At 64.0% G+C, this 24,342-nt stretch carries 24 protein-coding genes; 9 read left to right on the top strand and 15 right to left on the bottom strand.

Annotation, left to right across the window (positions count from 1 at the left end):
* Positions 1-246 precede the first annotated feature (246 nt).
* Together ACTXG5_RS03200 and ACTXG5_RS03205 are read left to right on the top strand one after the other, a co-directional pair.
* A complete protein-coding gene (locus ACTXG5_RS03200) occupies positions 247-681 on the top strand; it encodes an MmpS family transport accessory protein (protein WP_445162321.1) in 435 nt (144 codons plus the stop codon).
* The gene (locus ACTXG5_RS03205; protein WP_445162322.1) at positions 678-3,584 is read left to right on the top strand and encodes an MMPL/RND family transporter; all 2,907 of its coding nucleotides are present in this window, start codon (positions 678-680) and stop codon (positions 3,582-3,584) included. Before ACTXG5_RS03200 ends, ACTXG5_RS03205 begins: the two co-directional genes overlap by 4 nt.
* Positions 3,585-3,743: 159 nt before the next feature.
* On the opposite strand, the gene ACTXG5_RS03210 is transcribed toward ACTXG5_RS03205, so the two are convergent.
* Positions 3,744-5,051: a wax ester/triacylglycerol synthase domain-containing protein gene (locus ACTXG5_RS03210; RefSeq protein WP_445162323.1), complete on the bottom strand. Its 1,308-nt coding sequence runs from the start codon at positions 5,049-5,051 to the stop codon at positions 3,744-3,746.
* Between the two features lie 331 nt (positions 5,052-5,382).
* A complete protein-coding gene (locus tag ACTXG5_RS03215; protein WP_445162324.1) occupies positions 5,383-6,543 on the bottom strand; it encodes a cytochrome P450 in 1,161 nt (386 codons plus the stop codon).
* On the opposite strand from ACTXG5_RS03215, the gene ACTXG5_RS03220 reads away from it, so the two are divergent.
* Positions 6,533-6,754 (top strand): hypothetical protein, encoded by a 222-nt coding sequence (locus tag ACTXG5_RS03220; protein ID WP_445162325.1) that lies wholly within the window; start codon positions 6,533-6,535, stop codon positions 6,752-6,754. The two genes, ACTXG5_RS03215 and ACTXG5_RS03220, sit on opposite strands and share 11 nt — an antisense overlap.
* A gap of 405 nt (positions 6,755-7,159) precedes the next feature.
* Here the strand turns inward: ACTXG5_RS03220 and ACTXG5_RS03225 are convergent, their stop codons facing one another.
* The 6 genes from ACTXG5_RS03225 to ACTXG5_RS03250 all read right to left on the bottom strand — a co-directional run bounded on the left by ACTXG5_RS03225 (position 7,160) and on the right by ACTXG5_RS03250 (position 12,292).
* Complete coding sequence (locus tag ACTXG5_RS03225) at positions 7,160-7,717, bottom strand: ATP-binding protein (protein WP_445162326.1); 558 nt, start codon at positions 7,715-7,717, stop codon at positions 7,160-7,162.
* A complete protein-coding gene (locus ACTXG5_RS03230; RefSeq protein ID WP_445162327.1) occupies positions 7,714-8,565 on the bottom strand; it encodes an SDR family oxidoreductase in 852 nt (283 codons plus the stop codon). Before ACTXG5_RS03230 ends, ACTXG5_RS03225 begins: the two co-directional genes overlap by 4 nt.
* Positions 8,562-8,831 (bottom strand): acyl carrier protein, encoded by a 270-nt coding sequence (locus ACTXG5_RS03235; RefSeq protein ID WP_445162328.1) that lies wholly within the window; start codon positions 8,829-8,831, stop codon positions 8,562-8,564. The genes ACTXG5_RS03230 and ACTXG5_RS03235 overlap by 4 nt, the downstream gene beginning before the upstream one ends.
* Positions 8,832-9,241: 410 nt before the next feature.
* Positions 9,242-10,963 carry an AMP-binding protein gene (locus ACTXG5_RS03240; protein ID WP_445162329.1) on the bottom strand — a complete coding sequence of 574 codons (1,722 nt, stop codon included), beginning with the start codon at positions 10,961-10,963 and terminating at the stop codon, positions 9,242-9,244.
* Positions 10,960-11,208 (bottom strand): acyl carrier protein, encoded by a 249-nt coding sequence (locus ACTXG5_RS03245; protein WP_445162313.1) that lies wholly within the window; start codon positions 11,206-11,208, stop codon positions 10,960-10,962. The genes ACTXG5_RS03240 and ACTXG5_RS03245 overlap by 4 nt, the downstream gene beginning before the upstream one ends.
* Positions 11,209-11,986: 778 nt before the next feature.
* Positions 11,987-12,292 carry a CDGP domain-containing protein gene (locus ACTXG5_RS03250; RefSeq protein WP_445162330.1) on the bottom strand — a complete coding sequence of 102 codons (306 nt, stop codon included), beginning with the start codon at positions 12,290-12,292 and terminating at the stop codon, positions 11,987-11,989.
* Between the two features lie 318 nt (positions 12,293-12,610).
* Between ACTXG5_RS03250 and ACTXG5_RS03255 the strand changes: the two genes are divergently transcribed.
* Both ACTXG5_RS03255 and ACTXG5_RS03260 read left to right on the top strand, forming a co-directional pair.
* A complete protein-coding gene (locus ACTXG5_RS03255; RefSeq protein ID WP_445162331.1) occupies positions 12,611-13,072 on the top strand; it encodes a hypothetical protein in 462 nt (153 codons plus the stop codon).
* Between the two features lie 152 nt (positions 13,073-13,224).
* Complete coding sequence (locus tag ACTXG5_RS03260) at positions 13,225-14,598, top strand: NAD(P)/FAD-dependent oxidoreductase (protein WP_445162332.1); 1,374 nt, start codon at positions 13,225-13,227, stop codon at positions 14,596-14,598.
* On the opposite strand, the gene ACTXG5_RS03265 is transcribed toward ACTXG5_RS03260, so the two are convergent.
* Genes ACTXG5_RS03265 through ACTXG5_RS03285 form a run of 5 tightly spaced genes read right to left on the bottom strand, consistent with a single transcriptional unit; the run spans position 14,595 to position 19,347 of the window.
* Positions 14,595-15,809: an O-succinylhomoserine sulfhydrylase gene (locus ACTXG5_RS03265; RefSeq protein WP_445162333.1), complete on the bottom strand. Its 1,215-nt coding sequence runs from the start codon at positions 15,807-15,809 to the stop codon at positions 14,595-14,597. The genes ACTXG5_RS03260 and ACTXG5_RS03265 overlap by 4 nt on opposite strands.
* Entirely contained in the window at positions 15,806-16,216 is a 411-nt protein-coding gene (locus tag ACTXG5_RS03270; protein WP_445162334.1) for a rhodanese-like domain-containing protein, read from the bottom strand. The genes ACTXG5_RS03265 and ACTXG5_RS03270 overlap by 4 nt, the downstream gene beginning before the upstream one ends.
* Positions 16,217-16,262: 46 nt before the next feature.
* The gene (purT, locus tag ACTXG5_RS03275) at positions 16,263-17,378 is read right to left on the bottom strand and encodes a formate-dependent phosphoribosylglycinamide formyltransferase (protein ID WP_445162335.1); all 1,116 of its coding nucleotides are present in this window, start codon (positions 17,376-17,378) and stop codon (positions 16,263-16,265) included.
* A 38-nt stretch (positions 17,379-17,416) separates the two neighbouring features.
* On the bottom strand, positions 17,417-18,052 hold the full coding sequence (locus ACTXG5_RS03280) for a PaaI family thioesterase (protein ID WP_445162336.1): 636 nt from the start codon (positions 18,050-18,052) through the stop codon (positions 17,417-17,419).
* Positions 18,049-19,347: an adenylosuccinate synthase gene (locus ACTXG5_RS03285; protein WP_445162337.1), complete on the bottom strand. Its 1,299-nt coding sequence runs from the start codon at positions 19,345-19,347 to the stop codon at positions 18,049-18,051. Before ACTXG5_RS03285 ends, ACTXG5_RS03280 begins: the two co-directional genes overlap by 4 nt.
* Positions 19,348-19,427: 80 nt before the next feature.
* Between ACTXG5_RS03285 and ACTXG5_RS03290 the strand changes: the two genes are divergently transcribed.
* The 3 genes from ACTXG5_RS03290 to ACTXG5_RS03300 are packed head-to-tail and all read left to right on the top strand — an operon-like array spanning position 19,428 to position 21,817.
* Positions 19,428-20,090, top strand: a complete 663-nt coding sequence (locus tag ACTXG5_RS03290) for a peptidase M50 (RefSeq protein ID WP_445162338.1) — start codon at positions 19,428-19,430, stop codon at positions 20,088-20,090.
* A 9-nt stretch (positions 20,091-20,099) separates the two neighbouring features.
* Positions 20,100-20,876: a site-2 protease family protein gene (locus ACTXG5_RS03295; protein ID WP_445162339.1), complete on the top strand. Its 777-nt coding sequence runs from the start codon at positions 20,100-20,102 to the stop codon at positions 20,874-20,876.
* A 41-nt stretch (positions 20,877-20,917) separates the two neighbouring features.
* A complete protein-coding gene (locus ACTXG5_RS03300) occupies positions 20,918-21,817 on the top strand; it encodes a cation diffusion facilitator family transporter (RefSeq protein ID WP_445162340.1) in 900 nt (299 codons plus the stop codon).
* On the opposite strand, the gene ACTXG5_RS03305 is transcribed toward ACTXG5_RS03300, so the two are convergent.
* Positions 21,814-22,227, bottom strand: a complete 414-nt coding sequence (locus ACTXG5_RS03305) for a DUF3151 domain-containing protein (RefSeq protein WP_445162341.1) — start codon at positions 22,225-22,227, stop codon at positions 21,814-21,816. The genes ACTXG5_RS03300 and ACTXG5_RS03305 overlap by 4 nt on opposite strands.
* Before the next feature lie 45 nt (positions 22,228-22,272).
* On the opposite strand from ACTXG5_RS03305, the gene ACTXG5_RS03310 reads away from it, so the two are divergent.
* A complete protein-coding gene (locus tag ACTXG5_RS03310) occupies positions 22,273-23,115 on the top strand; it encodes an Rv0361 family membrane protein (protein WP_445162342.1) in 843 nt (280 codons plus the stop codon).
* A gap of 126 nt (positions 23,116-23,241) precedes the next feature.
* Here the strand turns inward: ACTXG5_RS03310 and fbaA are convergent, their stop codons facing one another.
* Complete coding sequence (gene fbaA, locus ACTXG5_RS03315; protein WP_445162343.1) at positions 23,242-24,276, bottom strand: class II fructose-bisphosphate aldolase; 1,035 nt, start codon at positions 24,274-24,276, stop codon at positions 23,242-23,244.
* Between the last annotated feature and the right edge of the window lie 66 nt (positions 24,277-24,342).

Genomic DNA, 24,342 nt, shown 5'->3' on the forward strand with positions numbered 1-24,342 from the left:
AGGCGATGGGGCCGGCATCTCGATCATTGACCGATATTTCTGATCGTTGGAGGGATCTACTTGTCTACGGCTGCAACATGTTCCGCGTTTATAGCATGCACATTTATGTTTGGACGTCCATCACAACGGTGTGACGTTGCTGTTGTCCCCGCAGATGACGCGGGCCCTGTCAGCCCGCGCATCCCCTTCCTCATCACATCGTTTGGGCTATCGCCCGTGCGATGTGATGAGAAGGGAATCACCTAGGTGCAGATATCGAGAGCAGTGCGCAATGCGTGGTTGCCGTTGTTGATCGTGGCGGTAGTGGTCGTCGGCGGGTTTGCCGTAGTCCGAGTCAAGTCGTTCTTCGGCACCCACGACACCGGTGTCATGTCGAGCCCACGGCTAGATGATGCCAAGCCGTTCAAGCCCAAGGTCGTCAAGTACGAGGTCCTCGGCTCGGCCAGCCACGCCAACGTGAACTACTTGGACCTGTCCGCCGACCCGAAGCGGGTTGATGGTGCGCTCCTGCCGTGGACGTTGGTCCTGAGCACAACCGCCCCCTCAGTCTTCCCGAACCTCTCGGCACAAAGCGACGGTGCCTACCTCGGTTGCCGCATCACCATCGACGACGAAGTCAAGGACGAGAAAATAACCACCGGCGTGCACGCCCTGACCTTCTGCATGGTGAAATCCGCATGAGCAAAACGTTCAATGACACCCGGACCGACACCGTCCCGGTCGCCGAAGACAAAGAACGGCCGTCGATCCCGCGCTTCATCCGAAAATTCGCCGTACCCATCATCCTGGGCTGGATCGCGCTCATTGCGGTGCTCAGCATCCTCGTCCCCGACCTCGACGAGGTGGGGAAAATGCGCTCAGTGTCTATGGCGCCCGACGATGCGCAATCGGTGATCGCGACAAAGCGTATGGGTGCGGTGTTCAACGAATACAAGTCCAACAGCTCGGTGATGATCGTTCTCGAGGGCCAGAATCCGCTGGGCGCCGATGCCCACGCGTACTACGACAAACTCGTCAAGAAACTCGACGCCGACACCAAACACGTTGAGCACGTTCAGGATATGTGGAGCGACCCACTGACCGGAGCGGGTGCGCAGAGCAACGACGGCAAAGCCACCTACGTCCAGGTCTACCTTGCAGGGAATCAGGGCGAAGCGTTGGCCAACGAATCGGTAGAGTCCGTGCAAAGCATCGTCAAAAGTGTGCCCACACCCAACGGGGTGAAGGCCTACGTCACCGGACCTGCGGCGCTGTCAGCGGATCAGGACGTCACAGGTGACCGCAGCCTAAAGGTGATCATGATGTGCACGTTCGCGGTGATCATCGCGATGCTGCTGTTGGTCTATCGGTCGATCGTCACGGTGTTGCTGACGGCGGTGATGGTGGTGCTCGAGTTGTCAGCCGCCCGTGGAATGGTCGCCTTCCTCGGCTACCACAAGATCATCGGACTGTCGACGTTCGCGACGAACTTGTTGGTCACGTTGGCGATCGCGGCCGCCACTGACTATGCGATCTTTTTGATAGGCCGATATCAGGAAGCGCGGGGTAAAGGTGACTCCCGTGAAGATGCCTATTACGACATGTTTCATAGCACGGCGCATGTGGTGCTGGGCTCGGGATTGACCATTGCCGGTGCGACCTTCTGCTTGCACTTCACCAACCTGCCGTATTTCCAGACGCTGGGTATCCCGTTGGCCATCGGCATGGTGGTCGTGGTGGCGGCGGCACTGACGCTGGGTCCCGCGGTCATCTCGATAGCGACGCGTTTCGGCAAGACACTCGAACCCCGGCGGACGCAACGTATTCGCGGGTGGCGCAAGATCGGCGCCATCGTGGTGAGATGGCCCGGCCCGATCCTGGTCATGACGATCGGGGTGGCCCTGGTCGGCTTGCTGACCCTGCCCGGGTACCGCACCAACTACAACGATCGCAACTATTTGCCTACCGATGCACCCGCGAACGAGGGATATGCGGCCGCGGATCGGCACTTCTCGCAGGCGCGGATGAATCCCGAAGTGCTGATGATCGAAAGCGACCATGATCTGCGGAACTCCGCGGACTTCCTGGTCATCGACAAGATCGCCAAGGCGGTCTTCCGGGTGCCGGGGATTGGCCGCGTGCAGGCCATCACCAGGCCGCAGGGTACGCCGATCGAGCACACCTCAATCCCCTTTCAGATCAGCATGCAGGGTGTCACCCAGCAGATGAATCAGAAGTACCAGGAAGACCAGATGGCCGACATGCTCAAACAGGCCAACCTGATGCAGTCGACCATCGACACCATGGTCAAGATGCAGAGTCTGACCCAGCAGATGTCCAACGACATGCATCAGATGGTCGGAAAAATGCACGACATGGCCATCGACATCAATGAATTGCGCGATCACATGGCGGATTTCGAAGACTTCTACCGACCCCTTCGTAGCTACCTCTACTGGGAGAAGCACTGCTTCGACATCCCGGTGTGCTGGTCGCTTCGTTCCATTTTCGACGGCCTCGACAGCATCGACACGATGGCCGATGACATTCAGAGCCTGCTACCCATCATGGATCACCTTGACGCACTGATGCCTCAGATGGTGGCGCTCATGCCTTCGATGATCGACAACATGAAGGCCATGAAAATGTCGATGCTGACCATGTATTCGACCCAAAAGGGGCTACAGGATCAGCAGAACGAAGCGCAGAAGAACTCGAATGCGATGGGCAAGGCATTCGATGCCTCCAAGAACGACGACTCGTTCTACCTGCCGCCGGAAACATTCAACAACGCCGAGTTCAAAAAGGGGATGAAGAACTTCCTCTCCCCCGACGGCCATGCCGTGCGGTTCATCATCAGTCACGACGGAGACCCGATGTCGCAGGAGGGGATTTCGCATATCGGGGCTATCAAGAAAGCGGCTTACGAAGCCCTCAAGGGCACGCCGTTGGAGGGCTCCAAGATCTATCTCGCCGGCACCGCGTCAATAGATGAGGACCTCAGTGACGGCAACACCTATGACCTGTTGATCGCCGGAATCGCGTCCCTGTGCCTCATTTTCATCATCATGCTGATCATCACCCGAGGTGTGGTGGCATCGGTGGCCATCGTGGGAACCGTGTTGCTCTCGCTGGGCGCGTCTTTCGGACTTTCGGTGCTGATCTGGCAACATCTCATCGGCATTGAGCTGCACTGGATGGTGCTCGCGATGTCCGTCATTATCCTGCTCGCTGTCGGTGCCGACTATAACTTGCTACTGGTGGCGCGGTTGAAGGAGGAGATCCACGCCGGTTTGAACACCGGCATCATCCGATCCATGGGCGGTACCGGTTCGGTAGTCACGTCAGCGGGACTGGTCTTCGCCTTCACGATGATGACGATGGCGGTCAGCCAGCTGACTATCATCGGCCAGGTCGGCACCACCATCGGCCTCGGCCTGCTGTTCGACACGCTGATCGTTCGGTCGCTGATGACGCCATCGATTGCCGCGCTGCTGGGTAAGTGGTTCTGGTGGCCACAACGCGTCCGGCAACGCCCGGTCCCCTCGCCTTGGCCCGCTCCGAGTAAGAAGCCGGGCACCGAGCCCATGACCGCAGCTAGGTGACCTACTGCCGATGCTGCTCGACATCCGCGTCGGCGAAACGTGAATCATGGGAACGGATTCGGTCGATTCCACCAAACTTCTGAGCACGCGGTTAGTGCTTGCCGCGGTCTCGCACGAACAGTCGCGCGGATCTTCGAAAGCTGACACCAGCCCGAACCGCTAAGCGGGCGGAATTGCCACGAGCCCTCGCTCGAATTCCGTCAGGAACCGTGCGCCGTAGTCGTCGAGTGCGACGGGGTCGGTGACCAGCCCGAAGCTTACGGTGTCGCCGAGCACGACGCCGGTCAGTGAGAACGTACAGTTCAGTAGCGCAGACAGTGGATAGAGGTGGAACCGACGACCCAATACGTGCCGAGAGGGGCTGAACAAAGGACTGATCCCGAGGTCAATGTCCGGGTTGATGGCGGCCACGACGCCTCGGGTCAGCACACGCTGGACGGGCCAGGGAACGAAGCCGGGGCTGTGGGCGACCAGCAGCGGGGTGAGTTCGGGTCGCTCGGTATTGATCGCTATCAGTTGCGTGCGCAACGCCGCAAGCTGATCAGTGAAAGACGCTGTTGCACTGGGGATATTGAGCAGTGCGATGGATACCGAGTTGCCGCCGTGCGAGAACTGCGAATCCAACGTCACTGGAATGATCGCCCGCACTGTGGACCGTCGTCGCCCGACCGGGCGCGACCGCAGGCTTAGCGCACGCCCCGCCGCCGCGAGTGTCACCTCGAGAGTGGACGCAGCGTGCTGGCTGGCCTGCTTGCGCACCGCCGCGGTGGGCAAGGTCAACAGGTCGACACGGCGCAGGCCGGAGCCGCTGGGTTGTGGAAAACGTTCGCGGAGGAGCCCGCGGCGCCAGGTGCGCACAAAACTTCGGACCGCCGTCCGCGACAAGTCCCCGGCGATGGTATCGAGATCAACGCGCGAACCAGTGAAGAACCTTTCATACGAACGTAATTGCTCTACGGTGCCGTCGACGAGCAGCCTCAGGAAGGCGGTCGCGCCGACCGCGTCGGCGAGAGAGTGATGGACCCGCAACACGATCCACTGGTCCGCAGTGTCGCTCGCCGAAATCAGCGTGACCCGCCACATCGGCGAGTCGGTTCGGATCGATTCCGACATGAGCGCGCCTATCGCGGTGAGCGCCTCGGCGCGATTCGCGACGCTGCGCGAGCTGATGTTGTCGGCCGGGTCCCATGGCGTATCCGCTACGGTGGGGCGACGCCAGTTTCGCACGTGGGCGCGGTACTGGAATAGGCTGCGCTGATTAGCCCGGTCGTGCACCCTCCTGATCAGGTCCTGCTCGGTGATGGCAGGTTCGTCCGCGGTGTCGAACTCGAACACTCCAGCAAAGTGCATCGGTTGCGACGCGGATTCCAGATGGAAGAAGTCATTGTCAAAGGCCGAGAGCGCGGCAGGGGCATTCGGCACGTCCTCAATCGCGGTGCCCAATTTGTCGGCGGCGTCGATGTCCATGGCGGAAACCTTTCGTAACGGAGTGGGGAAGTGGTTGTCTAACAGTCGATTTCAGGGTCACATGTTGGACGGCGCTGCCGAATCCCAGCATTTCACCGTAACGCTTAACCCACAACTAGCATTGCCGGATGCACCTGGTTCCTGTGGCGCAATGTGTAATCGACGCCTGATTTGAGGACTTTGAGGACTGGAACGTGAAGAAGTAGTTCGGTGGGCAAGTGCGCAAGGGTCGATGATCCGCCCATCGGCTGCTGGCATGTTATGCAGCTAGTTGGAAGTCGACGTCGCAGGGGTCAGCAATGATCGAAACTTTCTAGGTCTTCGCCGTTCGTCACAGCATTTTTACATCGACCAACGCCGGGGGCGCGCTTAATGTGAACCGGAGATCGGGATTGAGGTGGGTGAGATCTTCAGAGTGGAAGCGGAACCGCTTGCCAAGGATCTCGAGGGCGATCTCCATTTCGCGTAGCGCGTACGCCGCGCCCCAGCACATCCGTGCGCCCGCACCGAAGGGTAGCCAGGCAAAACGATGTTGCGGCGGGTTATTATGCCGGTCTGGATCGAAGGCTTCCGGATCCGGGCTCCAAAATTGGGGATGCCGGTGCGTGACGAACGGACTTATCGACACCGTACAACCGGCGGGAACGGGCACACCATCAAATTCGTCATCGGCCATCGCGACGCGGCCGATGATCCAGCTCGATGGATACAGCCGTAAACCTTCGCGGACAATGTTTTGTGTGAACACATGACTGGTCGCTGCTTGAGTATGGAGCTGGTCCTGCCATCGGAGGTAGACTGTTGGATTTCGAATTAGCGAAATCCAGGTCCAGCTAAGGGTATTCGCCGTTGTTTCGTGCCCGGCGAGCAGTAGGGTTAACACCTGGTCGGCGATGGTATCTCCGTCGTATCCGGCATCAACCATCGCAACGATGGCCGCTTGTCGCTTAGTCTCGGGACACCGTTCCATCAGGTCATGGATTACGCGAAGGCACTTCGCCCTGGCTGGTGCTAACTTCGCACTTGAAGGCAACATCACGCCGTTGGACTCCAAGACCGCGATGGCAGCCGCCAGGGCTTCGGCTAACTCGTCGATCTCCGTCCACCCCAGGATCACCTCGGCGATGATAGACAGCGCCAACCGATTGAACTCTGCCGTAAGGTCGACGCGATCGCCGCTCGTGGCCTTCTGTGTGAGCCGTGCCGCCAAGGCCTCTGTCTTCGCCACTGCGATCCGGTCGAGCAGCTTGTGATCCTGCGCCGCTTTATTGAGAACCAGCCGATCCCGTCGATGACGCTCTGGAGGTGCAGTAACGAGCCCATCCGACACATGAGCGCGGAAATACCGGTTAGTGCCAGTCTCTTTAGTATAGTTTCGGTTGGTCAGTATCGCCCGAATAGCATCGGGATGCTTGACCAACACACCCCGACCCGGAACGATCGGAATCACGTTGCTCCGGTCGTCTATCCAACCTTTTACGATGTCGAACACCCTGTCCGATATGGTTGTGTCGGAAGTCATCTCGGTGCTGAACCCCTGTTCGAAAGTCGCGGTGGTCGTGTCGGCTGCCACCCGGCAGGACGTGACGGCGGTCAGCAGCTGGTACTGGTCCGCAATGAATAACGGACTTTCCAGCGCGCCGAATGCTCTGACCGCGCACGCGGCAATACCGGGAAGTGAATCCGCTGTCAGGATAAACTAGCTGTCCCAGTACATTGCTGCCCCACAAGCTGATTAACTCTCGTAAAGACACACGATCTGGTTGCACTGACGTTTACGCTCACTGTCTCAGCTCCGCCCACCCTACAACGGAGCAAGCGCAGAATACTTGAAAAGTGTTGCAACTCACTGTATTACTGTGGAGGTACGCCTACCCCACCGCGAAATGCATTGTTGAACAACGCCATACCGTACCGACGTTGAGACCAGAGGCTTGCATCGGACGTGCGTGCGAGTATCCCCGGTTTGTATGCAAGCAATTTCGCCGCTCACGGCGCACGGATATCGGCACCTGTTGCACGCAGAATATGTCGCGGGCCCGTGCGAAACCGCGAGGCCTGAAGCATCGGGCCGCAGCACTGGCGAGCACGGCGTCGTACGAATCCGACTATCGTGTCCCCTCGACATCGGTTGTCAGACTTCCGGTCACCATGGCCGTCGCCTCGTCGGGTACCCGCGCCGCGGCGGCGGCGCCGACCCGTTCAAGCCAGCCCAGTTCCGACGCGAGTTCGTGCAGTGCCGACGCCGACCTGTCGTCGGCACGGAGATGAAAGGTGTAGTCGGGTATCGGCAGTTCTGATGCCACGCGACGCAACTCGGCCCGGTCGCCGCCCGCAGCAACGCCCTCGGCGAATGCGGTGTACCAGTAGCCGGGTGCGATGAGAATGTCCGGGCCGCGATGGCGCACGAGGTCGAGGGCAAGCTTTAACCCGCATACCGCCAACTCGGTGCGCGCGGTCGGCTCGAGCGTTTCGGCATGCCTGGCGTAATCCTCGGGGCGTCGCATGGTGAGTTTCGCACCGGCGGCCGGGTCGAGCAACGCATCCCACACCGTAAGCATCGCGACCTTTCGGCCACCCGCGGTGAGCTTCGCCGCTAGCCGAGCCGAAAGCGCGGTCTTGCCGCAGCCGGGCGCACCGGTCAGACAAATCAGTGGCACCTTCATGCCGGAACCGCCTCTGGGTCAAAGTTTTCCACTTGAGTGGCGCGCGCACGGCGAATGATACGGTTGAGGTATGGCCGCATGAGATTCTCCGGGAGCCCGGACCAGAACAGCAGGAACCGGGTCAACGGGTCGATGCCGATGTGTGCGTTTCCGCACTCTATGCCGCGCACGATTGCGGCGGCGACTTCGCCCGCTAGCCTTGGCACGACGGTCGATGAAATTGCCGCTGTCTCCGCGGGTTTGCGCAGGTTCTCCGCGGCCAGCCCGGGGGTGTCGGTATCCGGCGGGTACACCACCGACAGACCGACCCCGGTGCCTTCCATTTCGTAGCGCAGACACAGCGCGAACTGACGGATCGCCGCTTTGGTCGCCGCGTATCCGGAGTATCCGGTGACGCCGATGATTCCAGCGGTCGAACTGACCAGCACAACCCGACCGCGACCGCGTGCGACCATGCCGGGCAGCACGCAATGCACCGCGTTGAGCGTACCGGTGACATTTACCCGAAACTGTTCGGCCAGCTCCTCCGGTGGCGACTCGAGGTATCGGGCTGGCAATGCTCCGCCCGCGCAGGTCAGTAACACATCGCAAGGACCGCTGCGGTTTTCGAGTTCCGCGATGGCGGTCCGCAACTCGTCGAGTGAGCTGACATCCGCGGCTGCGAAGTGAGCGCCCAGTGGCTCGGCTGTCGCTGCCAACGTGGCCGGGTTTCTGGCGATCAGCGACATCGCCGCTCCGCGCGCCACACACTCCGCGGCGACGGCGGCGCCGATTCCTTGCGAGCCGCCGGTGATTACCACATGCTTCCCACGCCATCCCGCCGCGCCCATGCGGCGCGTCGCCCTCACTGCTGCCCTTCTCCGCCGGGGGCAACCTCGACATCCGAATGCTCGATGAGCTTTTCGATGTCACCGATCGTCTGACACGCGAACAGCTCTTCGTCTGATATTTGGACACCGAGGCGTTCCTGGATGGCCACCAGCCCGATGGCGAACGCTACGGAATCGAAAGCCAGGTCCTCCCTCAGCACCGTGTCGGCCTGCACCTTGGCCGGGTCTACACCCAGGTCGGTAATAAATACATCTCGCAACTCGCCTCGCACCGCTCTAGTCATCCTTTCGTCCACAGGAATTCTGTTCAAGCGCACTGTCAGACCATGTCAACGTCTTTTCGGAATGACAGTCGGCCCCACCGGTCGTCCGGGATATCCCCAACAGACGCCAAGGCGACGACGTCGTCGTGCCAGGCGGTGCTTGATCGTACTGGTAGCAACTCGGACGGGTGATCATTCATCTAAGCTCCGTCCTGGGTAGGATGAGGTCCCCGAAAACTGGAAGGGCTTGTGCGGCTTGGCCGGCCGCGTTCAGTGGTGGCGGGACAGTCGAGCTCGGTATCGCTGTCGCCAACGTGACCAGTCCATCAGGCTGGTGACAGTGTTGTGCGATCAGCACCAGAGCATCGAAAGAATCGGCGGAATTCGCTGACGGTCAAGGTGGTCAGCTCTATCACGGCGGCTTGTCTGGGTCACTGGGGTGTCCCGACGTCTTCGCGCTCGGTGACGAACATCGTGCGCGCCCTGGCGCGCTGCAGCTTGCCGCTGGTTGTCTTCGGGATCGAATGCGGTGGCACCACGTGAACGGCGACGGGCAGTACACCGGTGCGAATACTCACTGCGATCCGGACGTTGTGGCGCAGCCGATCGTGGTCGGTTTCAGGCAATTCCGACTCTACGATCAAGTGCAGTGCCTCGGTGTTCTCGTCTGGATGGGGCGCCGAGGTGGCGACGACGCCGCCGCGGCGCACTCCAGGTATTACCTCGGCCGCCGCCTCGAAGTCCGACGGGAAGTGGTTTACCCCGCGGATGATGACAATGTCCTTAGCACGCCCGGCCACCCGTAGCCTGCCTTCGCGCAGGTAGCCGAGATCCCCAGAGTCCCACCAGCCTTCGGTGTCGAGGCAGGCAGCAGTCGCGTCCGGGCTGCGGAAGTAGCCCGAGGTCACCGATGGCCCGCGGAACTGGATGTGCCCCAAGCGATCCGACGCGCATACCGCGCCCGCGGCATCGACAATCCTGACCTCGGTACCGGGCACCGGTGGGCCGCAGTCAACCAGGTGTATCGCCTCGGCGCAATCGGGCCCGGCGTCGACCGCGTGTCCGTCACGCACGAGCCGACCGCGATCGACGGTGTCGAACCGGACCCCTTCCCCCGAAGGGGGCACCATAGTGACCGCCAACGTCGCCTCGGCCAGGCCGTAGCACGGTGCGATCGCGCCCTCAGGCAGGCCGTAACGCTGAAATCGGTCGACGAATGCCTCGACGGTCTGCGGCACGATCGGCTCGGCGCCGCAATTGATCCTGCGCCACGAGGACAGATCGATTTCGGTGATGTCTTCGTCGCGGATTCGGGCCGCGGCATAGCCGAACGCGAAATTCGGTGCGGCAGCGATAGTGCCGCGGTAGGTGTGGACCGCTAGCAACCACTCCTGCGGCGCCCGCAGGAATCGGGTTACCGGGATCAGCACGGCGTCACCGTGGGCGAACATCGGCGTCAGGAACCCGCCGATCAGCCCCATGTCGTGGTAGAGCGGCAGCCAGCTGACCCACACGTCCTCTGGACCGCAACCGGTCAGCGCGGTGATCTGGGCGCAGTTGACCGCCAGGTTCGCGTGGCTGATTACCACGCCCTTCGGACGGCCGGTTGATCCGGAAGTGCACTGGATGAAGGCCGGATCCGCTGCGGCGGGCAGTCGCAGCTCGGTATCTGCAACGCCCGCAGCGATCGACTCGGCGTGCAGCTGTTCCCCGTCGATCAGACGGCACGTCAGCATAAGCGGGGCAATCCCGTCGATGACCCCTTGTTCGGCGATGATGGCAACGGGATCCAGATAGTCGACAAGCTGGGCGACCTTTTGGCCGAACACCTCCATCGCGCCATAGGCGCTAGGCGTCGCGATATTAGTCGGGACGGCACCCAGCATCAGGGCGCTAAGGAAGACGCTGAGAAACGCCGGCGAAGTAGGCAGACAGATCAGTACTCGGTCACCGGACCGGACGCCTTGATCAGCAAGTCGCGCTGCGGCCTGGCACGCCGCAGCAGCGAGCCGGTCGTGGCCGAAGACGAGTTCCTCGCCGGAACCCGGGAGCACGATAGTGCGCGGCACACCGTTGTCGCGTTCAGCGCCGGCCACCAGCGCGTGCACGATGCTCGGATACGCAGTGGGAAGCTGGGCGATCGATAGCGTCATCGCAGTTCTCCAGCGAAGTGGGCCGCAATGGCCGCAGTCGTATCGAGCCGCGCAGCCACATCTTCGGGGAGCTCGACGGCAAACTCTTCTTCGAGTCGCAGGGTCAGTTCGATGGCGCGCGGTGAGTCGAGCCCATAGTTGACCAGGGCGGCATCGTCATCGATGTCGGTGACCGGCACCCAAAGCACCTCAGCGACGACCGCGCGCACACGATCAAGTAGGGGTCGCGCAGTGGAAAGTCTCATGTGATCAGTCCTGTTGACAGGTCGTCCGCGTTCACTGCAGCGGCGACAAAACTTATGGGTGAGCCGCATCTGCTCGCACCGCACCTAATGGAAAGGATTGGCGCAGCGCTGTTTTGACCACAGCATCCGGCATGGCAGCGCACAGTTGACCCATCAGCAAAATTTCGTTGTTGCTCCGAGCTCTGCGACATCGACGTTCAGACTGGCTGCATAACTAGTCAGCAGTCGAAAAGCGCCATCACTCATGCGTGGGTCGATGTACTTGTTTAACTTATGATCCCGAATCCACTCTTGGCTATGTGTCGTCGATCACGCAGGCGCGCAAGCGGATACACTTAATAGGAGATAATAGGATCCACCTAATAGGATACCCCTATTAGGTGGATCCTCTGTCGTACAACCAATTCCAAACTACCTTGCGCAACGTTTCCGCCATCGAAATCGCCACCGCCGACAAACCGGGCAGCACGATCGATCCCGTTGTCAATTGCCCTCCCGCACCACGCCTTCGACAACCCCTTTTGTCATTGAGATCCGCGCTCGATGATGACTCCACGTCGTGTTCGTAGCCGCCTGATGAGCTCACCGATTCGAATATCAATCTGCGACAGACGATCGGTCGACACCGCATCAATACCGCGTGCACGTTGAAGCCGACATCGACAACCTGGAGGCAATCGCTGACGGGGACAGCCGATGCCGGCACCGTAGATGCATGACAGCGGCAGCTCTGGGCGGCATGGGAACTGACTTTGAGGCGGGTGAGAAGTTGAGTGCGCTAGTCGTCGTCGATGTGGGTCGGTGGGTCAGTGAAGGCGACACCCGACGGGTGCTGGTCGGGACCCAGCGTTTGGCAGTTGGTGTTGGTGACGTAAACCGGGGAGTCGTCACGCCCGCTGGTAGGGGGAAACACCACGCACCGTTGCCAGGTGCCGTCGGGCTGGACGGGTCCATCGCACTTGCTGATAACGATGCCACCGAATTGGCAGGCGGCACTGGCCGGGGGCGAGGCGATCAGCGCGCCAGCGGTCAGCACGCCGGCCACCAGCGTGGTAGTTAATCCCGCGACGACAAATCGCTTCATGCCGTTGGGAGACTACCGCGAATTAGAACCGCGAGAGCTCATCAGAGGCGACAACGCGGATTTCTCGTGTGACGAATGCCGCCGACAGCCAGGGCATGCGCTCCCGCAGCGCGATCAGATGACGCACGCGCGGGACACGGCGGTTACGGCGGGCGCTATTGCGAAATAACTTGCACACGACACTTTTTCGAGTGAGTGAAAGCGAAACACGTTGATAGACAACTGAAAACAGACGTTGTCTTATCCTGTACACAGTTAGCCTAAGTAATAATATTAGGTATCAAGAATTTCACGTGTGCTGCAGCAGCGACGGCCCTGATGGCCGCAGGTTTCGGGTTGGCCGGCTTGGGCGCTGCCAGCCCAGCTCAGGCCGACCCGCCGCCCCCGCATTGGTGCCCCGGCGATTTCTGGGACCCGGGATGGGGCCCGACTCCGATCAACTGCCGAGACGATTTGAACACCTTGGTGACGCCGGGCCCCGACGTTGTGCCCTACCCGCCGGGGCACCACCCCGGTCACGGCGGCCACCCTGGCTACCCCGGCGGACCCGGCGGACCTGACCACCCGGGCGGACCCGGCGGTGGACCGGGCGGACCGGGCGCACCCGGCGGCGGCGCACCCGGCGGACCCGGCGGAGGCGGCGGCGCCCCAGGCGGCGGTGGAATTGGCGGCGGAGGTGGCGGGATCGGCGGCGGATTCGGCGGTGGCGGCGGCATCGGTGGTGGTGGCGGCGGCATCGGCGGTGGTGGCGGCGGTGGCGGTGGCGGTGGCGGTCGCTGACCCGCATACCAGCGCATGCGGCGGCCGCGGTGAACATTCCGCGACCGCCGCTTTGCACTGCTCGAGTGAGATCATGCCGCTGAAGTCGTACGGTGGACTTGCGCTGCGGAGACTGTAGGGGCCAGAAGCATCAGCAAACCCGGAGGAGAATCATGTCGCGCCATCGCGTCGTCATCATCGGAAGCGGGTTCGGCGGGCTGAATGCGGCCAAGGCGCTCAAGCGCGCCGACGTCGACGTCACCCTCATCTCGAAGACGACCACCCACCTGTTCCAGCCGCTGTTGTATCAGGTCGCTACCGGCATCTTGTCCGAAGGCGAGATCGCGCCCGCGACCAGACTGATTCTGCGGAAGCACAAAAACGTGCGGGTGCTGCTGGGCGACGTCTACGACATCGACATGAAGGCCAACACCGTGACGTCGAAGTTGATGGGCATGGAGACGGTGACGCCCTACGACAGCCTGATCGTGGCCGCCGGTGCCCAGCAGTCCTACTTCGGCAACGACCAGTTCGCGACCTACGCGCCCGGCATGAAGACCATCGACGACGCCCTGGAGCTGCGCGGCCGGATCCTCGGCGCGTTCGAGGCGGCCGAGGTCACCGACGATCCCGCCGAACGGCAACGCCGCCTGACATTCGTCGTCGTCGGTGCCGGACCGACAGGCGTCGAGGTGGCGGGTCAGATCAAGGAACTCGCCCACCGCACCCTGAAGGACGCGTTTCGGACCATCCAGCCCACCGACTGCCGGGTGATCCTGCTCGACGCCGCGCCCGCGGTGTTACCGCCGATGGGCGAGAAACTGGGCCTCAAGGCGCAGCAGCGGCTGGAAAAGATGGGCGTCGAGGTCCAGCTGAACGCGATGGTCGATGACGTGGACTACATGGGCCTCACCGTCAAGGAAAAGGACGGCACCAAGCGCCGCATCGAATGCGCGTGCAAGGTTTGGGCGGCCGGCGTGCAGGCCAGCTCGCTGGGCAAGATCATCGCCGACCAGTCCGACGGCACCGAGATCGACCGCGCCGGACGGGTGGTCGTGGAGCCTGACCTGACGGTCAAGGGCCACCCGAACGTCTTCGTCGTCGGTGACCTGATGTCGGTGCCCGACGTACCCGGCATGGCCCAGGGCGCCATCCAGGGTGCGCACTACGCGACGGCGCGGATCAAGCACATGGTCAAGGGCACCGACGATCCGGCCACCCGCGAGCCCTTCAAGTACTTCGACAAGGGCAGCATGGCCACGATCTCCCGGTTCAACGCCGTCGCGCAGGTCGGCAAGCTGGAGTTCGGCGGCTTCATCGCCTGGCTGGCATGGCTGGGGCTGCACCTGCTTTACCTGGTGGGCTTCAAGAACCGTTTCACCACGGTGGTCGCCTGGTTTATCACCTTCTTGGGCGACGGGAGGGGCCAGATGGCCATCACCACCCAGATGATCTACGCCAGAGTGGTGACACAGAACTGGATGGAAGCGCAAACGCAGGAAGCGGCCGCCGCGGCCCAACAAGCCGAAAGACAAGCAGCCAGTTAGCTCAGGGCCTGGTCGATATCGGCGAGCAGATCGGTGACGTTTTCCAGGCCAACCGAAATACGGACCACACCGTCACCGAGCCCGATCGCGGCGCGGCCCTCCGGCCCCATCGCCCGGTGAGTCGTCGTCGCCGGGTGTGTGACAAGCGATTTCGCGTCGCCGAGGTTATTCGAGATGTCGATCAGCCGCAGCTTGTCCAGCACCTCGAAGGCACGCTCCTTGGCGGCGCCGGCCGGGGCGTTCAGCTCGAACGTGAGAACCGTCCCGCCGCCGGACATTTGACGCTTGGCCAGGTCGTACTGCGGGTGTGACGTCAGATACGGGTAGCGCACCCAACTTACCGTCGGGTGCCCCTCCAGGAACTCCGCAATCCGGTGCGCCGAAGAGTTGCTGTACTCAACTCGAACCGCCAGTGTCTCAAGGCCTTTCAATAGCACCCAGGCGTTGAATGCGCTCATCGCCGGGCCGGTGTGCCGCATCAGCTTCTGCACCGGGCCGTCGATGTACTCCTTGTCGCCGAGGATGGCACCACCGAGGACCCGACCCTGACCGTCGATGTGTTTGGTGCCGGAGTACACCACCACGTCGACCCCGATCGGAAAACCCTGCTGCAGCAGCGGTGTGGCAAACACATTGTCCAGCACCACTTTTGCGCCTGCGGCGTGCGCCAGCTCGGTCACCGCGGCGATATCCACCAGCGACTGCATCGGGTTCGACGGCGTCTCGAAGAACACCGCCTGCGTGGGCACCGACAGCGCCTGCTCCCATTGGGACAGGTCGTCGCCGTCGACGAAGACGGTCTCGACACCCCAGCGCGGCAGGATTTCGTTGCACACCACGAAACAGGATCCGAACAGGCTGCGCGCGGCCACCAGTCGATCGCCGGCGCCCAGCAGCGCGCCCAGCGAGGTGAACACCGCGGCCATGCCGCTGGCCGTGGCGAACGCCGCCGGCGCGCCCTCGATCAGCCGCAGCCGCTCCTCGAACATCGACACGGTGGGGTTGCCGTAGCGCGAGTACACGTAGCGGTCCAGCTCGCCGGAGAACGACTGCTCGGCGGCGGCCGCCGACGGGTAGACGTAGCCGGAGGTCAAAAACATCCCCTCGGCGGTCTCTTCGAACTCCGAGCGCAGAAGCCCCCCGCGCACGCCGATCGTGGCTTGGCCGACGCCGTCAGGAAGTGCCTTCGGAGTGCGGACCGAGTCGGTCACTGCTGCTTCCAGGGCAGTCCGACTGCGCGCCAGCCACTTTCACCACGGTGTCCGAGCGCATCGAGCTGACCTTCGAAACCGTCCAGCACGTTGTAGGACGGCGCGATGCCCGCGTCGGTCGCGATCTCGGCGGCACCGATGGAGCGGTTGCCCGAGCGACACAGGAAGACCACCGGTCCGGACTCTGCGGGGATCCGGTCCTTCAGGTCGGCCAGGAAGTTCCGGTTGTGCTGCCCGGCCGTTGTGTTCCACTCGATGAAGACCGCGTCGCGGCCAAGACTCGACAAGTCGGGCACCCCGACGAATCGCCATTCGGCGTCGGTGCGCACGTCGACCAAGATCGCCTGAGGGTTGTCGCTGAGCAACTTCCATGCCTCAAGCGGGGTGATATCTCCTGCGTAGCTCATTCGCGTGAGTCTCGCATATTCAGTTCCTCCCCTGCGAACCTCACAGCTAGCGGCCTCCGGACACCGCGGTGGCGACGTCACGGGCACGGTCTCGGGCGGCCGCCACGTCCGGTGCGGTGGCCAGTGCGACCCCGAGCCGCGGGCCCGGTCCTCGATCGAACACTCGAAGGTCGCTTTCGCCGACGGCTAGCGCCGCGGTCAGCGCCTGAGCAGTGGGCGCCGGGTGAATCGTGCGGGCGGCGGCCGGTGAAATCATCAGGGCGTCCACCGGCAGTCCGAGAATCGCCCGGGCCTGCAGGTCGAATGCCGAAAGCCGCTGGCTACGCAGGGTCACCCAGGCGCTCTGCGGCAGGACGGCGCGGACATCGGCGAAGTACACCTCGTCGCCGTTGATCATCAATTCGACAGCGAAAACGCCGCGGCCGCCGAGTGCCTTGACGATCCGCGCGGCGATCGACTTGGCGGCGTCGAGTGCGGGCGGGCTCATTTTCTGAGGCTGCCAGGATTCCAGCACGTCGGGCTCGGCGTGACGATGCCCGATGGGTGAGCAGAACTCGATCGCCGGCCCGTTTGGGCCCTCGCTGCGAATTGCGAGCAGCGTGACGCAAAACTCGACCTCGACCACCGTTTCGGCCAAAACCCGCTGGTGTTCGGCTTGCCCCACTGCGCGCCGCCACACGGGCTCGACGTCGTCTGGCCCGTAAGCCACCGACACCCCGGGCGCCCCGCCCAGCGACTCCACCCGCAACGGATATCCGCCGTGCGCGGCCACCGCCTTGAGTTCGCCGACCGACCCTACGAACCAGAACGGCGCGGTGGGCAGGCCCAGCTGGTCGGCGGCCAGCCGGCGCAGGCCCTCCCGGTCGGCGGTCAGCCGGACGGTGCGCGCGCTGGGCACCAATTCGACGGCGTCGCCCTCGGAGCGGGCAGCGAGCGCCTCGAGGGCAGCAACGGAGACCATGCCCGTGGCGGTCACCACGAAGTCCGGTTGCAGCCGGTCGATCGCCCCCGACAGCGCGTCGGCGTCGGTCATCGGGTCCGGGTGCTCATCGACCTCCGCGCCAAGGCGCCGCAAGGCATTCGCCAACTCCCGGCTGAGCTCGCCGGAACCCAGCAGCAGCACGCGGGGCTCGTGTTGTCTTTCGGTCAAGCCGTCGGTCACCAGCTAAGGATAGGTGCGCCGCAGATGGGGCCGGCTCGTCACGGCTGGCCGGGCAGTAACCGCACCATCAACCCGGTGCCTTCGGCCAGCACCGTGTCGCCGTCGACCAACTCGGCGGAGACAAACGCCTTGCGGCCCTCGATGCTGGTGACCCGTCCGCGCACCAGCAACGGAACGTCGATCGGGGTGACGTTGCGGTAGTCGACGTGCAGGAACGCCGTCCGGCTGATCGGGCGCTCCGCGGCGTGCGAGATCATCCCGAACATGTGATCAAACAGCAGCGGCAGCACACCGCCGTGCACCGCGTGATTACCGCCGACATGAAACCGGGTGAAATGGCCCGTCATCTCGACACCGTCGGGCGCATAGCGGGTCAACGTCCAGGGCGGCATCAGCAAGCTGCCCATGCCGGGCAGATCGGGCGTGCGGCCCGCCGGCGCGACGCCTTCATCGGCCTCGAACGGCCCCAGCAGCTCCACCAGTGCGGCAGCGCGCTCGGCCGCGTCGTCCCAGACGCTGTCGGCGGGGTCGGCGGACACGGCCAGGTCCTGCAGTCGGCGCATGGCCGCCACGAACCGCCCGAATCCCGGGCCGGGGGTGGCCGGGCCGTATTCCGGGAAGCCGCCGTGATGTTCGTAGTCTGGGTCGAGCTCGCGTGCGTCGGCTTCCGTCACGGGCGGGTCGCCAGGACGTCGCGGCGCACGATGGTCTGATCCCGTCCCGGCCCGACGCCGATGCACGAAACATGTGCTCCGGCAAGCTCTTCCAGACGCAATACGTAGTCACGCGCTTTGGCGGGCAAGTCGTCGAACTGCCGAGCGTCGGAGATGTCTTCCCACCAGCCGGGCAGCTCTTCGTAGATCGGTTCGGCGCGGTGGAGTTCGCTCTGGGTCATCGGCATTTCGTTGGTCTGCACGCCGTCGACGCGGTACCCGACGCAGACCGGCACGGTCTCCAAACTGGACAGCACGTCGAGCTTGGTCAGGAAGTAGTCCGTGATGCCGTTGACCCGGGTCGCGTAGCGGGCGATCACGGCGTCGAACCAGCCGCAGCGGCGGCGACGTCCGGTGGTGACCCCGAATTCGCCCCCGGTCTTGGACAGGTATTCGCCGTTCTCGTCGAACAATTCGGTGGGGAACGGGCCAGAGCCCACCCGGGTGGTGTAGGCCTTGAGGATTCCCAGCACGGTGGTGATCCGGGTCGGGCCGATGCCGGACCCGACGGCCGCGCCGCCTGCCGTCGGATTCGAGGACGTCACATAGGGATACGTGCCGTGGTCGACGTCGAGCAGCGTGCCCTGGGAGCCCTCCAGCAGCACGGTATCGCCGGCCTCCAGCGCGGTGTTGAGCAGCAGCCGGGTGTCGGCGATGCGATGCCGGAACCCCTCGGCCTGTTGCAGCAGGGCGTCGACCACCTGGTGCGGATCCAGCGCCTTGCGGTTGTAGATCTTGACCAGGATCTGGTTTTTGAGTTCCAGGGCGCCCTCGACCTTGTGTGTCAGCAGCTCGGGGTCGAGCACGTCGGCGACCCGGATTCCCTGGCGCGCGATCTTGTCCTGGTAGCACGGTCCGATGCCACGGCCGGTGGTGCCGATCTTCTTGTTGCCCATGTAGCGCTCGGTGACCTTGTCGATGGCCACGTGGTAGGGCAACAGCAGGTGTGCGTCGGCGGAGATCAGCAGCTTGGAGGTATCGACACCGCGATCTTCCAGGCCCTTCAGCTCGTCCAGCAGCACACCGGGATCGATCACCACACCGTTGCCGATGACATTGGTGACGCCGGGCGTCAGCACACCCGAGGGGATCAGATGCAGTGCGAAATTCTCCCCGGTCGGCAAAACGACGGTGTGTCCGGCGTTGTTGCCACCCTGGTAACGCACCACCCACTGCACGCGCCCGCCGAGCAGGTCAGTCGCCTTACCTTTGCCCTCGTCACCCCATTGGGCGCCGATGAGGACGATTGCCGGCATGACATGCTCCCGCCTGGTCTCGCCTGCTTATTGTGGTCCAGCCGGGGACCAACCATATCCCAGCAGGTCGCGAGGAGCCCATGAATATCGCCGCGGACACGGCCAGCGTGGCGGTGTTGTGGTTCGGCGAGCGGCGACTGCCTGGTCGGCTGCACGGCCTACCGACCCATAAGGCCGAAAGTCTGGCCGACACCGGCGCCATCGACGCCGCAATCGGGCCCTACCGGCGGCTGGTCGTGGTCGGCGTCGACGCCGAGCTGGCGGCCGTGCTGAGCAGGCTGCTGCGCGCCGAACGACTCGACGTCGAAGTGGCCTACGTGCCGCGCCGCCGCACCCGCGCGACCCGGATCTACCGTTTACCGGCGGGACGACGCGCGGCCCGGCGTGCCCGGCGCGGCACCCCCGGGCGGGTCACCCTGGTGCGCGACGAGACCGGCTCGGTGATCGTGGGCCGGGCCGACTGGCTGCCACCCGGCGACGGGCAACGAGTTCACGGCGAGGCCGTCGTCGATGACACGCAGCTGTTCAATGGCGACGTCACCGGCGCCTTCATCGAGCCGACGCTGGCGATACCGGGCCTGCGGGCCTCGGTACGCGGAGCCTGGCGTCGCTGGGTCGCCGGCCGCGCCGTCCAGCTGGGCAGCACTGGCGTCGTGGTGATCCGGGACGGGGTCGCGGCGCCCCGCCCTGCCCGCCGGTCGACGTTCTACCGCCACGTCGAAGGCTGGCTGTTGGTCCGGTAGTTTCGACCAGTGAACTCAAGGCGGCACGCATCAGTGCGGCCCAGCCCAATCTTCTTGGCCCTGATCGGATTGACGGCCGTCGGCGGCGTACTGGCCTGGCTGGCCGGGACGACCGTGAAGCCACTGGCGTACGCCGGGGTGTTCGTCTTCGTGATCGCCGGCTGGCTGGTTTCGCTGTGCCTGCACGAATTCGGCCACGCGGTGACCGCCTGGCGATTCGGTGACCACGACGAAGCGGTGCGCGGCTACCTGACCCTGGATCCGCGGCGCTACGCCCATCCCGGGCTCTCGCTGCTGCTGCCGATGGTGTTCATCGCGCTGGGCGGGATCGGCCTGCCGGGTGCCGCGGTGTATGTGCGCACCTGGTTCATGACGCCGACCCGTCGCACCCTGGTCAGCCTGGCCGGCCCGGCGGCCAACCTGCTGCTGGCGGTGCTGCTGCTGACGCTGACCCGGCTGCTCTTCGACCCGGAGCACTGGGTGCTGTGGGCCGGCGTGGCCTTCCTGGGTTTCCTGCAGATCATGGCGGTGGTCCTGAACCTGCTGCCCATCCCGGGCCTGGACGGGTACGACGCGCTGGAACCGCATTTGAGCCCCGAAACACAGCGCGCCGTGGCGCCGGCCAAGCAGTACGGCGTGTTCATCCTGTTGTTCCTGTTGTTGGCGCCGGTGGTGAACCAGTGGTTGTTCGCGGTCGTGGACTGGTTCTTCGACTTCTCCGGGGTGCCGCATTTGCTGGCCAGCGCAGGCAACTCGCTGACCCGCTTCTGGAGCCGCTGGTTCTGACTCTTGCCATATATGCGATATCACGCATATATTGATTGACTATGGGCGCAGGACACAGTCACACCCCCGCCGAGGCCGACGCGTCTCGGATGATCCCCCGCATGGTCATGGCCGCGTCGATCTTGGCGACGTTCTTCGTGATCGAATTGACGACGTCGCTGCTGATCAATTCCCTTGCGCTGCTGGCCGATGCCGGGCACATGCTGACCGACGTCGTCGCGGTGTTCATGGGTCTGGGCGCCGTGATGCTGGCCAAGCGCGGCAGCACGTCCCCGGACCGCACCTACGGCTGGCACCGCGCCGAGGTCTTCACCGCAGTGGCCAACGCGGTGCTGCTGGTCGGCGTCGCGGTGTTCATCCTCTACGAAGCGATCGAGCGGCTCGGGACCGGAGCGTCGGTCCCCGGCGTGCCGATGATCGTGGTGGCGCTGGCCGGGTTGGTCGCCAACTTCGTGGTCGCGATGCTGCTGCGGGCGGACTCCGAGGGCAGTTTGGCCGTCAAGGGCGCCTACATGGAGGTCGTCGCCGACACCGTCGGCAGCCTGGGCGTGCTGATCGCCGGGATCGTCACGGTCACCACCCACTGGCCCTACTCCGACGTCGTGGTCGCCATCTTGGTAGCCCTCTGGGTGCTGCCCCGCGCCTTCGCGCTGGCCCGTGCGGCGCTGCGGATCCTGTCCGAGTCGTCGCCGGCCCACATCGACGTCGACGAGCTACGTGCGGCGCTGGGCGCCGTCGACGGCGTGACCGAAGTACACGATCTGCACGTGTGGACGCTGTCGCCGGGCAAGGACATGTGCACCTGTCACTTGACCAGCGACGGCGACTCCGCCCGCGTGTTGAGCGACGCGCGTGCGGTGCTGCACGAACGCGGGCTCGACCACGCCACTGTCCAGATCGAATGCCCGGAGAGCGCCGAGGACTGCACGGAAACTTTCTAGAGCCCCAGCTCTTTGCGTGCTGCGGGGTCGCAGTCGTCCAGCAGGTCCAGGCAGCGGTTCAGCTCGTCGGTCTCACCGATCGCGTCGGCGGCCCGGGCCAACGCCGCCACACACCGCAGGAAGCCGCGGTTGGGCTCGTGCGCATAGGGCACCGGGCCGAAGCCCTTCCAGCCATTGCGACGCAGCTTGTCCAGGCCGCGGTGATAGCCGGTCCGGGCGTACGCGTAGGCCGTGATGGCCCGGTCGTCGGCCAGCGCCTCCTCGGCGAGGGTCGCCCAGGCCACCGACGCCGACGGATGCGCCGCGGCGACGATGCCCGGATTCTCGTTGGCGAGCAGTTCGGCTTCGGCTTCGGTATCGCCGGGCAGGAGTATCGGATCAGGTCCCAGGAGATCACCCATTGGTGTCATAAGTTCTATTCTGCCGTCCCGCCGCGGGTCGCTAAGCTCCAACTCATGCCTAACCCACCGGAGCCCGACCGCGGCACGCCGCGCGAACCCGGGGCCGAGCCTGCCGGCGTCCCGGACGACGAGCGGGTCGACGAGGCAACCGAGGCCTATCCGCTGGTCCCTCCCGACCCCGAGACCGAGACCGTGGTGATCGACAGGCCCGATCTCGGCACCGATCCCGAGGCGGATCCGGAAGGGCAACAGCACGAGCGTCGCTTCACCGCGCCCGGCTTCGACGCGAAAGAAACGGCGATCATCGCCACCACCCCGGAGCCCGCGACGGAAGTGTTCAGCACCGCCCCGGGGCAGATCGGCCAGCCGGGGCAGCCCCTAATGCCTCCGAAACCTGCTGTGCCGCAATCTATCCCAGGGCGTGATGGGACCAAGCCGCGATCGGCACCCAGGAAATTCAACTGGGGCTGGGTGCTGGCGATAACCGTGATCGTCTTGGCATTGGCGGCGATCGCCATCCTGGGCACCGTGCTGCTGACCCGCGGTAAGCACACGAAAGTCTCGCAAGAAGACCAGGTGCGCCAGTCCATCCACTCCTTCGACACCGCGGTGCAGCGCGGCGACCTGACCCAGCTGCGCAGCATCACCTGCGGCACCACCCGCGACGGCTACGTCGATTACGACGAGCACTCGTGGACCGAGACCTACCAACGAGTCTCGGCGGCCAAGCAGTATCCGGTGATCGCCAGCATCGACCAGATCGTCGTCAACGGCCAGCACGCCGAGGCCAACATCACCACGTTCATGGCCTACGACCCGCAGGTCCGCTCAACACGCAGCCTCGACCTGCAGTACCGCGACGATCAGTGGAAGATCTGCCAGTCCCCCAGCGGCTAAAGCCCCGTCAGCCCCCGTCAGGCCCCGTCTCGTGTGCCGAGTGTGAAGTTAGCTTCACGTTGGGCGCCGAGTGTGAAGCCAACTTCACGTTGGGCACACTCCAGCGGCTAGCTCGGCGTCAAGGCCCTAGCTGCCGACTGACTTTCCGGCGCAGTGCAGGTCGTTGCAGGCCTCGATCACCCGCTCGGTCATGCTGGCCTCGGCCTTCTTGAGATAGCTGCGCGGGTCGTAAACCTTCTTGTTGCCGACCTCGCCATCGACCTTGAGCACACCGTCGTAGTTCGCGAACATGTGGCCGGCGAGCGGCCGGGTGAACGCGTACTGGGTGTCGGTGTCGACGTTCATCTTCACCACGCCGTACCCCAGCGCCTCCTCGATCTCCGATTTCGCCGAACCTGAGCCGCCGTGAAAGACGAAATCGAACGGCTTGGCGTCATCGGACAGTCCGAGCTTGGCGGACGCCACCTTTTGCCCCTGGGCAAGGATGTCGGGACGCAACTTGACGTTGCCGGGCTTGTAGACGCCATGCACGTTGCCGAAGGTGGCGGCCAGCAGGTACTTGCCGTGCTCACCGTGGCCCAACGCGTCGATGGTTTTCTCGAAGTCTTCCGGGGTGGTGTACAGCTTGTCGTCGATCGCGCCTTCGACGCCGTCCTCTTCGCCGCCGACGACGCCAATCTCGACCTCGAGGATGATCTTGGCGGCCGCGGCGGCCTTGAGCAGCTCCTTGGCGATAGCGAGGTTCTCATCGATCGGCACCGCGGAGCCGTCCCACATGTGCGACTGGAACAGCGGGTTCTTGCCGGCCGCTACTCGCTCCGCCGAGATCGCCAGCAGCGGGCGGACATAAGTGTCCAGCTTGTCCTTGGGGCAGTGGTCGGTGTGCAGCGCGACGTTGATCGGGTACCTGGCCGCAATGCTGCGGGTGAACTTGGCCAGCGCGACCGCACCGGCAACCATGTCCTTGACTCCGAGGCCGGAGGCGAACTCCGCACCGCCGGTCGAGAACTGGATGATGCCGTCGCTGCCGGCGTCGGCGAAACCCTTGATGGCGGCGTTGACGGTCTCCGACGAGGTGCAGTTGATGGCCGGGAACGCGTACGCGTTGTCCTTGGCGCGTCCCAGCATCTCGGCGTAGACCTCGGGGGTGGCGATGGGCATGAATTCCTCCTGAAGACTTCAGTTGCCTCAGTATCGCAACTCGACGTTGACGGCGGGCAGCCCCCC

This window comes from Mycobacterium sp. Dal123C01, assembly GCF_052566995.1.